Origin of the sequence: Actinomadura sp. 21ATH (assembly GCF_041951345.1) — a bacterium.
GTDB lineage: Bacteria > Actinomycetota > Actinomycetes > Streptosporangiales > Streptosporangiaceae > Spirillospora.
Map to the genome: position 1 here is coordinate 127,900 of NZ_JBGNUR010000008.1, position 12,067 is coordinate 139,966.

Genomic DNA, 12,067 nt, shown 5'->3' on the forward strand with positions numbered 1-12,067 from the left:
GAACGCTGGCGGAACGTGCCGGAAACGGCCAGATCACGGCTTCTCCGGGGTGACCTGAGGAGCCTCCCCGGGACCCGCCTGACCTTCGGATTCGCGCTGCTTCACCGGCTCGGGACGGAACTCGTCGGTGTAGTCGGGACCGTCCGCGCCGCGCTCGCTGTCGTCCCGCCGTACCTGTTCGTTCTTCTCGCTCTTCTCATGCTTCTCGGTCATGCGGATCCCCATGCCCGCTCCCCGGGAGGGCATACCGGGGACGTACCGAGAGATCGGTCACCCAAGTGGTAAATACCTCTGGAGAGCAGTGCTGGGGTCCTGACGAGCAGACGAGCGGCTGCCTCCGGCCATGGTCAGGAGTGGTCAATACCAATCTTGTGCAACTTTGCCATGGCGTCCCGGGTTGGATCGGTCTAATCTCGCTCGGACCGGACGGCGGCGCGCGTGCGGCGCGCGGGCAACGGAAGGCGGCGAGATGAGGAAGTACGTGCGGGGAGCGGTGGCGCTGGCCCTGCCCCTGGTCCTCCCGGCGGCGCTCATGGCGGCACCGGCGCGGGCGGACGCGGGCGGGCCCGGCGACGGCGGCCCGGGCGGTGACTGGCGGCTGGTGCGGGCCGAGACCTTCGACCGGTCGCTGGGCGAGGAGCGGGCCAGGTGGGTCCGCGACGGCGGCGGGCCCGGCAGCCCGTACCACGTCGACGGCTACGACGACGACGGCGAGTTCTTCCAGACGATGGGCGGGCCGGCGTTCAAGGAGCAGCTCGCGAAGTTCGACACCTACCGCAAGTCGTGGCGGTTCGGCGCGGGCGGCTGGCTGACCGCCGAGCTGGCCGCGCGCGACTCCGACAAGGACGGCCGGCCCGACGCGCCGCCGTCGCTGACCGCGCGCAAGGGCGTCGCGCACATGGACGAGCCCAGCCACCACGGCGGCGTGCTGATCCGCTCCACCGGCGCGCTGCCCGCCGAGTACCGCGTGGAGATGACGCTGCGCGGGCTCGACTTCGGCGGCCAGCGGAACGGGTCGTGGGACTACCCGGACGGGCGGATCAACGGCTACTCGCCCGAGGGCTGCAAGACCAACCACCCGTGGGCGTCCGGCGGCGACTTCGCCCGCCCCGAATGCGAGTGGGCGAACGTGCGCACCGACTCCAACGGGTTCTACTACCTGGGCATCATGGACTACGCCCGGCCCGCGCCGCACAACAACGTCTTCGTCCACACGCACCGCAAGGTCGCGATGGACTCCTACAACCGCTACAAGTACACCGGCTCCGGGCTGCGGGTCTGCAACCCGAAGACCGGGCAGTACGAGCCGTACGGCGCGAGCACGGGCAACGGCGTCAACGCCATCTTCATGACCGACGACCGCCGGTACACCGGCCAGCCCGGCACCGAGTACCTCATGCCGAGCGAGTGCGGGTTCGCCAAGGGCGGCGCCATCGTCTCCCAGGTCGACCTGCGCCCCGAGCTTCTGCCGCGGGAGAGCTACCGGTTCGCGGTCGAGCGCCGCGACGGCGCGTACACGATGGAGATGTCCGGGGTGTTCGCGCACGTCGGGCAGGCGACGTTCCGCTACACGCGCGCGTTCGTGCAGGACGGCGAGCCGATCTGGCACTACAACCAGAAGCCGTCGGAGTACGACGGGCGCTTCAACACCGACTGGACCTACACCGGCGCGGGCGGCACCTACACCGACCGCGACGTCTGGCCGGCCGGGTCCGCCTACCCCGACACGTTCATGATCGGCGACCCGCACATGAACTTCTACGAGGGCGGCGCGCGGGTCGACGACGTGCGGCTGTACGTACCCGGCCGCGAGTAGCCGGCCGGGTCGCGGCCCGGTCAGGAGGCCGGGCGGTGGAGGCGGTAGTCCTGCGGGCTGACACCGTGTTCGCGCTTGAACGCCGTGCTGAGCGCGAACGCGGTGCCGTAGCCCACCCTGCGGGCCACCGCCTCCAGCGTGGCGTCGGACTCGCGGAGCAGGTCGGCGGCCAGCGCCAGCCGCAGCCCGGTCAGGTAGCCCATCGGCGGCTCGCCGACGAGCCGGCCGAACCGCTGGGCCAGGGTGGCGCGCGCGGCGCCGACCTTCTCGGCGAGCGACGCCACCGTCCACGGGTGCGCGAGGTCCTCGTGCAGGAGCCGCAGCGCCGGGCCGACGACCGGGTCGCTGTTGGCGCGGTACCAGCCCGGCGCCTCCGCCTCCGGGCGGGAGAACCACGCCCGCAGCACCGCGATCAGCAGCAGGTCCAGCAGCCGGTCGAGCACGACGTCCTGGCCCGGCTCGTCCTTGACGATCTCCTGGCCGAGCAGCGCCACCAGCGGCGAGTCCAGCGCGTCCGCCGGCAGCACGACCAGCGGCGGCAGCGCCGCCAGCACCCGCTGCCCGACGGCGCCGCGCATCTGGTACGTGCCGATCAGCATGACGGTCGGGCCGTCCGGGTCGTTGCCCCAGCTGCGCACGCCGTGCGACAGCTCCTCGGTCAGGCTGCGACCGTCCGGCGCCGTGCAGCGCTGCCCCGGATTGATGACGATCTGCACGGGCGTGTCCGGGGCGTCGGCGACGGTGTAGGCGTCGGGGCCGCGCGCGAGGACGATGTCCCCGGGCCCGATCCGCACCGGCGCGTCGTCCTCGTGGGCGACCCAGGCGTGCTCGCGCATCATCGCGACCACGCTCAGCGGCGCCTCGTCCGCGCACAGCAGCGACCACGGCGGGCTCATCGTGGCCCGCAGCAGGAACGCGCCGCGGGCTCGGGGGCCGTCCAGGAGGTCGTTCAGCGCGTCCATGCCGCAAGCGTAGACGCTCGCGTATGGGGTCCGGTCTCTCGACGATGTCCGCGCGGTCTCCGCGCCGGTTGACTCATGGGCATGACGAACGAAGCGAAGAAGCTGATCCTGGGCGGGACGGGCAAGACGGGCGGGCGCATCGTGGCGCGGCTGGAGGAGCGCGGCGTTCCGGTGCGGGTGGGCTCGCGGTCGGGCGAGCCGCGGTTCGACTGGAAGGACCGGTCGACCTGGGGCGCGGTGCTGGAGGGTGTGGACGCGGTCTACATCGCCTACTACCCGGACGTGACCGTCCCCGGCGCGGCCGAGGACATCGGCGCGTTCGGCAGGGCGGCGGTGGCGGCCGGCGTCGGCCGGATCGTGCTGCTGTCGATCCGGAACGAGCCCGAGGCCGCGGCCGGCGAGAACGCGCTCAAGGACTCCGGCGCCGAATGGACCGTGCTGCGCTGCGGCTGGTTCGCGCAGAACTTCAGCGAGGGCTTCCTGCTGGACGCGGTGCTGTCGGGCGAGGTGGCGCTGCCCGTCGGGGAGGTGCCCGAGCCGTTCGCCGACGCCGACGACATCGCGGATGTGGCGGTCGCGGCGCTGACCGGGGACGGCCACGCGGGCCGCACGTACGAGATCACCGGTGCCCGCGCGCTGACCTTCGCCGAGGCGGTCGCGGAGGTCGCCGCGGCGGCCGGCCGCGAGGTCGCGTTCGCCTCCGTGCCCGCCGCCGGGTACGCCGCCGCGCTCAAGGAGCACGGCGTACGGGGCGACGTGATCGATCTGCTCGTCCACCTGTTCACCACGGTCATGGACGGGCGCAACGCGGTCCCGGCCGACGGGGTGCGGCGTGCCCTGGGCCGCGAGCCCAGGGACTTCGCCGAGTTCGCCCGCGACACCGCCGCCACCGGCGTGTGGGGCCGCCCCCGCTGACCCGGGGCGCGGAAGGCCCGGAAAGCGCGGAAGGCACGGAGAGCGCGGGTGGCGCGGACGGCGGAGGACGCCGCCCGCGCCGCCCGCGCGTTCAGGAGGCGAGCGTGGCCAGGCTGCGCGCGGCCAGCCCCAGCCCCAGCAGGATGACCATCGCCGCCGTGCCCGCCGGGACCAGCGCGGGCACGCGGCGGACCCGCCGGGCGAGCGCGGGGATCCGGCGGGCCAGCAGCCGGCCCGTCCCGGTCACCAGCGTCCCGACCGCGACGAGCGTGAGCGCCAGGCCCGCGCCGTACGCGAGCACGAGCAGCAGCCCGAACCAGGCGTGCCCGAGCGCGCTCGCGCCCAGCAGCACCACGACCGCCGACGGGCTCGGCATGAGTCCGCCCGCGAAACCCATGAGCAGCACGTTCCGCCGCCGCGCCCCCGGAGGCTCGTGCGAATGCCCGAGGCCGTGCCCATGCCCGTGACCGTGGCCGTGGCCGTGGCCGTGGCCGTGGCCGTGCCCATGTCCGTGGCCGTGATGGTGGAGGTGCCGGCCCTGGAGGGCGCGGCGCAGCAGCGCGATCCCGGCGATCGCGACGATCACCCCGCACGCCGCGCCCAGCCAGGGGAACAGCGCGGGCCCCGCCAGCGCCGAGCCGCTCGCCGCGAGCAGCCCCAGGGCCAGCACCCCGGCCGTGTGCGTCGCGGTGACGGTCATCCCGAGCGCCAGCACCTCCCGCTTGGAGCGCCGCCCCCGCCCGGCCGCCTGCGCCGCCATGATCGTCTTGCCGTGGCCGGGCGCCAGGGCGTGCAGCGCGCCCAGGCCCAGCGCGACCAGCAGCGCCAGCAGCGCGAAGCCGGGCGTCAGCGCGCGCCGGCTCACCAGGTCGGTGAAGAACGCGTCGTTCGGCAGGATCCGGTCCGCCGCCCCGCCGCCCCGCGAGGTCAGGGGAGGGCCGCCCTCCTCGACGGCCAGCAGGGCGCCCCGCCGGTCGGGCGGGGAGTCGAGCAGGTCCTCCGGGTACGCGGTGAGCCGCGCGCTCGACGACGCCCGGGGCACGTCGGACGCGGCGAGCGTCATCCGGTCGCCCGCCGCCGTGACCTCGTGCCAGCCGGGCGCGCCGTCGCTCCCGGCGTCCCGGAAGCCGATCCGGGACCCGCCGCCGATCTCGGCGGGCGCGGCGATCGAGCACTCCAGCCGCAGCGTCGGCAGCCCCGCCTGGCCCGGCACCCGCCGCGCCGACGCGGTGCGGACGGCCGCGGCGGCCGGCCGCCCGTCCACCGTGATCCGGAACGACGCCGCCGCCTCCGCGCACTCGGCCGCCGCCCACCGCGGCAGGTCGGACGTGTCCCGCAGCACCTGCGCCGCCGGGATCTCGGCATGGTCCTGGACGTGGTCGACGCGCAGCTCGTGCGGCGCGACGACCAGGCCGTCGTACCGGCTGACGGTGAAGTCGCCGAGCGGATGCGCCAGCGCCAGCGCGCCCGCCACCGCCAGGACCCGGATCACGGTCCGCCTCCCAGCTCCGCCAGCGCGGCCCGCGCCCGCGGCGCGTGCAGCACCGAGAACCCGGGGTCGAGCCGCAGCGCCGCCGCGAGGTCGCGGCGCGCCGCGGCGTCCCGGCCCAGCGCCTTCTCGATCATGCCGAGGTGGTAGCGGAACGAGGCGTCGCGGAACCCGGTGGCGGCCGCCTCGCGGGCGTACCCCAGGGCCTCCTCGTCGCGCCCGTTGACGTGCAGCGCCCAGGCGAGCGCGTCGGCGACGTGCACGCTGCGCCGCCGCTTCCACTCGGCCCGCGCCGCGCGCAGCGCCGCCGCCCTGTCGCCGTGGTCGGCGGCGTACAGGGCCGTCTCCAGATCGGGGGTGACGCCGTTGGCCTGCGCGAGCCTCTCCCACGTCCCGGCGATCGCGTACTGCCCGCGGGCCCTGTCCGCGCGGCCCTGCGCGTCGTACATCTCGCCGAGCGCGGTCACGTGCCCCGGCAGCGGCGCGCGCGCCACCACGGCCTCCTGGTCGCGGACGGCGCCGGCCAGGTCGCCGGCCGCCGCCCGCAGCCGCGCCCGGCCGGCCAGCGCCGCCAGGTCGGCGGGATCGGCCTTCAGCGCCGCCGCGAACTCCCGCCCGGCCGCCGCGCGGTCGCCCTCGGCCCGCGCCAGCTCGCCGAGCCGCGTCCGCACGTACGCCACGTCCCCGGGGTCGGTCGCCGACGCGGCCGCCAGCCTCAGCACGCGCCGCGCCTCGCCGGTACGGCCGTGCAGCTCGTGCAGGTAGGCCAGCCGGGTGAACGCCGGAACGCCCGGCGCCCGCGAGTCCGCCAGCCGGGCGGCCGCCATCGCCTCGCGGTAGCGTCCCAGCTCGACGAGCGCGTCCACGCGGGACGCCAGCGCGCGCGGCCCGTACGCGTTGACGGCCAGCGCCCGGTCCGCCTCCCTCAGCGCCGCGGCGAAGTCGTGCCGCGCGGCGGCCAGGGCGGCCAGCCCGGCGTGCGCGGCGTCGTTGCCGTCCGGCGTCTCGCGCAGCGACCTGCGCAGCACGCCCTCGGCCTTGGGGTAGTACGAGGCGTCGGCGGTGAGCCGCGCCCGCTCGACGTAGGCGATGCCGAGCGCCGCCCAGCCGCGGCCGTCGCGGGGCTGCTCGCGCAGGTGCCGCTGCAGCCGGCCGATGCTCGCGCTGAGCGTCGACGCCGAGACCTGGTCCACGGTCACGGCGGTGGTCCGCGGCCCCGCGCCGTCCTCGCGGGTCCGGATGGTGGCGCCCAGCGTCAGCCCGACGATCATCGCGAGGATGAGGCCGAGGGTCAGCAGGCGCACCGTTGCGGTGCGGGTCATGGGTCCCCTCCATGGAGCCGGGCCGCACGGCGTGCGCGGCCCGGCCCGGTATGGATCCGTATCCGTCAGGGTTCGGTCGGGCGGATCAGACGACGGGGCCGGGCCCGCGCCGCCGGCGGAGCCACAGCGCCCCGCCGCCGGTGAGGAACGCCGCGCCCGCGCCGAGGGCCAGCAGCGCCACGACCGGCGACTCGTCCTCGACGGGCTCGTTGCTGGACACGTTGCCGCCGTTGATCATCGTGGTGCCGGTGCGCTCCGACGTCCGCGCGCCGGTGACCGCGCCCCGCACCGTGGAGCCCGAGGTGGGCAGCGCGACGTAGGGGAACGCCTTCTCCAGCGGCACGTCGTTGGCGTTGACGCCGTCGCCGAGGTCGTTCTTCTGGCCCACCAGCTCGCCCTCGGCCACCTGGAGCGTGATGTCCAGGGTGTCGTCGGTCAGCCGCCGCCCGTTCGGGTACCCGGCCCTGTCGCCGTCCAGCACGCCCAGCCGCTTGGGATCGGCGGTCGGCGGGATGGAGGTGTTGAGCCTGATCTGCTCGGCCGGCCGCACGCCCGGCGGCTGGTTGAGCCCCGGCACCCCGGTGAGGAACACCTGCACCAGGTCGTTGCGCGGCGTCGCCGGCGCCGGGATCTTGTACAGCTGCTGGATCAGCCGCGGCACCTCGGGGTTGGTGACGTACCGGGCGAACTGCGCGTCGTTCCACGGGACGGAGGCGTTGAACCTGTCCTTGTCCTTCATCGGGATGACGACCTCGTTCACCAGCGGCATGCCGAGGCGCGACACCTGCGACCACTCGCCGCTCGCGTTCTTGCGCTGCACCGCCGAGTAGACGCCGATGGTGGGCTGGCCGCCGCCGGTCCGCGTCAGCGCCGAGGTCGGCACCTGGATCGCGACGTTCTGCACGTTGTACCCGCGGACGGTGTCGTTGCCGACCTCCGACAGGTCGCCGCCGTACAGCAGGTCGAAGATCCGCAGGTCCAGGAAGAACGGGTCGTCCGCCTGGCCCGCGAAGATCTGCGCCCCGCCGGACAGCGACTTGACCGCCTGCTGCCGCAGCGTCCGGTAGTTCGGCATGGACGCCTTGCCCACGTTGGACGGCGCCACCGGGACGTCCTCGGCCAGCGTCCGCACGCTCTTGACCGTGCCGTTCTCCCGGCCGATCACCCACAGGTCGTAGAACTGCCGGAAGTTGAGGTCGGGGTCGTCGAGGCCGGTGACCGGGCCGGTGTTGTACAGGAACGTGTCGCCGTTGCGGGTGCTGTCCTCGAACTCCCACCGGAACGTCCACTCCGGCAGCGAGTCGCCGTCGTTGTCGACGTTGATCTCGTACCGGGCGTCCTGGGCGAACTTGTAGAAGTTCGGCCCGCCCGCCGGCTCCTCGAACGGCAGGAAGTTGGCCATGAGCGTGGTCGTGCCGGGCTTGTCCGGGCTCTGGAACGCGTACACGTCGGTGTTGTCGTACTGCGGCTGCCCGGAGATGAGCGGCGCTTCGCGGTGGCTGGAGGCCGTGGCGGCTCCGGGCGGGAGGCCCGAGAGCCCGCCGGCGGCCAGGGCGGCGCCGGCGAGTACCAGCGCCGCGGTCCTGAACCGCCCCGGGGATGATCGTGACATCGCTGCGTCCTTCGTGCGGGTCGGCGGTGCCCCTGCTCGGCACCGCATCCGTCTCGCCTTCGGAACGGCACGGCGGCACGGATGGACCCCTGGCCGCATGGGGCCACTATCCAACCCGGCGCGCCCGGCGCGCGTCTCAGTCGCAGCCGAGCGTGGCGGCGGCGCGGAGGAGGTCCGCGGCCAGCGCCGGATCACCGTCGGCGACGTGCGGGAACGCCTCCGGGCGGCGGCGGTTGGCCAGCAGCCGGCAGAACTCCTCGGCGTCCGCGGTGACGGTCACGCCGGGACGGCCCGCGGCCGGAGCGGCGCCCGGCGCGAGCGGGACCGTCCACTCGCCGGAGACCGCGCCGGTGAGGCGGAGCCGGGCGGTGCGCCCCGGACGCGCCCGGCCGGCCGCGCGCAGCGCCCGCGGCAGCAGCGGCACGGCCATCTCGACGATCAGCCGCAGATGCTCGCCCGGCGGCGGCTCGGGCGGCCGCCCCACCACCGCGCGGATGTCGTCGGCGTGCGTCCACGTCTCGAACGCCCGCTGCACCAGCGCCGTGCGCCCGGTGGCCGGGACCGGGGCCGCGCCCGCCAGCGACGTCTCCCGGTCGAGCAGGCCCGCGTCCGCGGTGACGCCCCGCACGAGGGCGTCGGCCTGCGCGTGCCACCCGGCGCGCGCGCCCGCCGCGGCGCGCTCGCCCCGGGCGAGGCCGAGGTCCCCGGCGAACGCCGCGTCGTTGCGCGCCAGATGCCCCACGACCTCGCGGACGGAGCCGTACTTCGGCACCGGCCCGAGCGCGGGCACGGGCGCCCGCCACTCGGCGGGCGTGAGGGAGGAGAGCAGCGCGTCCATGCCGGCGACCTGCCGCGCGTACGCCTCGGTGAGCCGGGCCGGGAGCCCCGGCCGGCGCCGCCGCGCGGCGGCCAGCACCGCCGCGCGCAGCGCGGGCGGCGGAGCCTCCCGGACGGCCTCCGCGAGCGTGCCGGCGGTGGCGTTCAACCGGTCGGCCGCCCGGGCGCAGGCCGCGCACGACGCCACGTGCTCGCCGATCCGGGCGGCCTCGTCCGCGGGGCAGGCGCCGACGGCCCAGGCGGCGAGTGCCGTGTCCATGTCGGGATGTCCTCCCTCGCTCATGCCCGGCCTCCTCCCGAAAGTACGCCGCGCGCGCCCGCACCGCCAGCGTTCACGAGGTGAGCCCTTCGCGTTCCAGATCCCGCGCCAGCCGCGCCAGCGCGCTGCGGATCCGGGACTTCGCGGTGCCCTCCGGGATGCCCAGCGCCACCGCCACCTCGCGGTACGTGAGGCCCTGGTAGTAGGCGAGCTCCAGGACCTCCCGCAGCGGCGGCGGCAGCGCGTGCAGCCCGCGCCGCACCCCGCTCGCCAGCTCTCCCTCGATCACGTGCTCCTCGATCGAGGGCCGCCCGTTGCCCTCCCGCTCCACGATCGGCGGCGGCCGCCGGTGCCGGCTCTCCTTGCGCACCCAGTCGACCGCCCGCCGGTGCGCCAGCGTCGCCAGCCAGGTGCGCAGCGTGCCGCGCTCCGGATCGAACGCCAGCGGCCGCTCCCACAGCGAGACGAAGACCTCCTGCGTCACGTCCCCGGCGGCGTCGGCGTCGCCGGTCACCCGCCGGGCCAGCCCGTACACCAGCGGGGAGTACAGGTCGTACGCCTCGCCCAGCGCGCCCTCGTCGCCGGCGGCGAGCCGGGCGCGCAGCTCCCGGTCGCGGGCGAGCGCAGGTCCAGGCGCGTCCACCGGCACCACCACCCGTCCTGACCGTCCGCCGGTCCGCGCGCCGCACCGGGCGGCGCCGCCCCATCTTCTCCCGATCGCGCCCGTTCGCGTAGGCGTCCCGCGAGACGGTCCGGGGAGCGGCGCCGCCCGTTACGGCATCACCGCCGGTGAGCGGTCCTTTTGTGAGGGGTCCCAGAAAACCGGTCAGTCGCCGGAACCGGTCACCGGAAGGTAGATCCGGCCGCCCGAGCCGGTGAACTCGGCCGCCTTGTCGCGCATCCCCGCCTCCAGTGCCGCCTCCTCCGCCAGCCCGCGCTCGCCGGCGTAGCGGCGGACGTCCTGCGTGATCTTCATCGCGCAGAAGTGCGGCCCGCACATCGAGCAGAAGTGCGCGGTCTTGGCCGGCGCGGCCGGCAGCGTCTCGTCATGGAACGAGCGCGCCGTCTCCGGGTCCAGCGCCAGGTTGAACTGGTCCTCCCAGCGGAACTCGAACCGCGCGTCCGACAGCGCGTCGTCCCACGCCTGCGCCCCCGGATGCCCCTTGGCCAGGTCGGCGGCATGCGCGGCGATCTTGTACGCGATCATGCCCGCCTTCACGTCCTCGCGGTCCGGCAGCCCCAGATGCTCCTTCGGCGTGACGTAGCAGAGCATCGCGGTGCCGTGCCAGCCGATCATCGCGGCGCCGATCGCCGAGGTGATGTGGTCGTACCCCGGCGCGATGTCGGTGGTCAGCGGCCCGAGCGTGTAGAACGGCGCCCCGCCGCACAGCTCCTGCTGCAGGTCCACGTTCTCCTTGATCTTGTGCATCGGGACGTGGCCGGGACCCTCGTTCATCACCTGGTTGCCGTACTCCGCCGCGATCCGCGTCAGCTCGCCCTGCGTGCGCAGCTCCGCGAACTGCGCCTCGTCGTTGGCGTCGGCGATCGACCCAGGCCGCAGCCCGTCGCCGAGCGACCAGGTGATGTCGTACGCGGCGAAGATCTCGCACAGCTCCCGGAAGTGCGTGTAGAGGAAGTTCTCCTCATGGTGCGCCAGGCACCAGGCCGCCATGATCGATCCGCCCCGCGACACGATCCCGGTCTTGCGGCGCGCCGTCAGCGGCACGTACCGCAGCAGCACCCCGGCGTGCACGGTCATGTAGTCCACGCCCTGCTCGGCCTGCTCGACCACGGTGTCGCGGAAGACCTCGTACGTCAGCTCCGCCGGGTCCCCGCCGACCTTCTCCACCGCCTGGTACAGCGGGACCGTCCCGACCGGGACGGGCGAGTTCCGCAGGATCCACTCCCGCGTCGTGTGGATGTCCCTCCCGGTCGACAGATCCATGATCGTGTCGGCGCCCCACCGGGTCGCCCACGTCATCTTCTCGACCTCGTCCTCGATCGACGAGGCCACCGCGCTGTTCCCGATGTTCGCGTTGACCTTCACCAGGAAGTTGCGCCCGATGACCATCGGCTCGATCTCGGGATGGTTCACGTTCGCTGGCAGCACCGCCCGCCCGGCGGCCAGCTCGGCCCGCACGAACTCCGGCTCGACGCCCTCGCGCAGCGCCGCGAACTCCATCTCCGGCGTGATCTCGCCGCGCCGCGCGTACGCCCGCTGCGTCACCGGCTCTCCGGACGCCGCCCGGCGCGGCCGGCGCTCCGCGAACGCCGCCCGCTCCCGCATCGGATCGGCCGCCCCGCGCCCGGATCGGCCGTCGTCCTCCGGCCGCACCGCGCGGCCCTCGTACTCCTCGGTGTCCCCGCGCCCGGCGATCCACGCCCCGCGCAGCGCCGGCAGCCCGCGCCGCACGTCCGCCTCGTAGGCGGGGTCGGTGTACGGCCCGGACGTGTCGTACAGCACCACCGCGCCGCCGTCCGTCAGCGGCACCTCCCGCATCGGCACCCGCACATCGGGCGCGGACCCCTGCAGGTAGGTCTTGCGGGCATGTGAAACCACGGTCTTTCCCATGTGACCTGATCTCTCCCTACGCCGGCATTACCCGGTCAGGTTCCAGCGGTCAGCGGCCGTCCCAGCCGCTATCTCAGCCCGGTTCGCCGGGCCCCCGCGATCTGTCTTGATCAACGTAACCCGTACCGGCCGGCGCCGTCCATCCAGGGTGCCGCGAGGCCGCGCCGTCACCGGCGGGCCCGACCGCTGATCCGCTCCCCGTCCCCGGCCGGACGGGGACGGTGGCGAGGTCTCCCAGGGCGTCGCCGGTGTCCAGCAGCAGCGCGGCGTTCAGCCGCCCGGC

10 protein-coding genes and 1 riboswitch are annotated in these 12,067 nt (G+C 74.9%); of the genes, 2 read left to right on the forward strand and 8 right to left on the reverse strand.

The features are described 5' to 3' along the window. Positions 1-33 precede the first annotated feature (33 nt). A complete protein-coding gene (locus tag ACA361_RS23730) occupies positions 34-213 on the reverse strand; it encodes a hypothetical protein (protein ID WP_375015122.1) in 180 nt (59 codons plus the stop codon). A gap of 256 nt (positions 214-469) precedes the next feature. Between ACA361_RS23730 and ACA361_RS23735 the strand changes: the two genes are divergently transcribed. Then, positions 470-1,816, forward strand: coding sequence for a hypothetical protein (locus ACA361_RS23735; protein WP_375015124.1), 1,347 nt, complete (start codon positions 470-472; stop codon positions 1,814-1,816). Between the two features lie 20 nt (positions 1,817-1,836). Here ACA361_RS23735 and ACA361_RS23740 read toward each other — a convergent pair whose 3' ends face one another. Next, the gene (locus tag ACA361_RS23740; protein WP_375015126.1) at positions 1,837-2,778 is read right to left on the reverse strand and encodes a cupin domain-containing protein; all 942 of its coding nucleotides are present in this window, start codon (positions 2,776-2,778) and stop codon (positions 1,837-1,839) included. An 81-nt stretch (positions 2,779-2,859) separates the two neighbouring features. Between ACA361_RS23740 and ACA361_RS23745 the strand changes: the two genes are divergently transcribed. Beyond that, a complete protein-coding gene (locus ACA361_RS23745; protein WP_375015128.1) occupies positions 2,860-3,693 on the forward strand; it encodes an NmrA family transcriptional regulator in 834 nt (277 codons plus the stop codon). 91 nt (positions 3,694-3,784) lie between these two features. Here the strand turns inward: ACA361_RS23745 and ACA361_RS23750 are convergent, their stop codons facing one another. The 6 genes from ACA361_RS23750 to thiC all read right to left on the reverse strand — a co-directional run bounded on the left by ACA361_RS23750 (position 3,785) and on the right by thiC (position 11,784). After that, entirely contained in the window at positions 3,785-5,185 is a 1,401-nt protein-coding gene (locus tag ACA361_RS23750; protein WP_375015130.1) for a nickel/cobalt transporter, read from the reverse strand. Next, the gene (locus ACA361_RS23755; RefSeq protein WP_375015132.1) at positions 5,182-6,504 is read right to left on the reverse strand and encodes a hypothetical protein; all 1,323 of its coding nucleotides are present in this window, start codon (positions 6,502-6,504) and stop codon (positions 5,182-5,184) included. Before ACA361_RS23755 ends, ACA361_RS23750 begins: the two co-directional genes overlap by 4 nt. 85 nt (positions 6,505-6,589) lie before the next feature. Then, on the reverse strand, positions 6,590-8,116 hold the full coding sequence (locus ACA361_RS23760) for a DUF4331 domain-containing protein (RefSeq protein WP_375015134.1): 1,527 nt from the start codon (positions 8,114-8,116) through the stop codon (positions 6,590-6,592). A gap of 136 nt (positions 8,117-8,252) precedes the next feature. Next, a complete protein-coding gene (locus ACA361_RS23765) occupies positions 8,253-9,236 on the reverse strand; it encodes a maleylpyruvate isomerase family mycothiol-dependent enzyme (RefSeq protein WP_375015136.1) in 984 nt (327 codons plus the stop codon). Positions 9,237-9,285: 49 nt separating this feature from the next. Further along, entirely contained in the window at positions 9,286-9,855 is a 570-nt protein-coding gene (locus tag ACA361_RS23770; RefSeq protein ID WP_375015138.1) for an RNA polymerase sigma factor, read from the reverse strand. A 183-nt stretch (positions 9,856-10,038) separates the two neighbouring features. After that, on the reverse strand, positions 10,039-11,784 hold the full coding sequence (gene thiC / locus ACA361_RS23775; protein WP_375015140.1) for a phosphomethylpyrimidine synthase ThiC: 1,746 nt from the start codon (positions 11,782-11,784) through the stop codon (positions 10,039-10,041). After that, a riboswitch (TPP riboswitch) is annotated at positions 11,779-11,892 on the reverse strand. Its footprint overlaps the gene before it by 6 nt. Positions 11,893-12,067 lie beyond the last annotated feature (175 nt).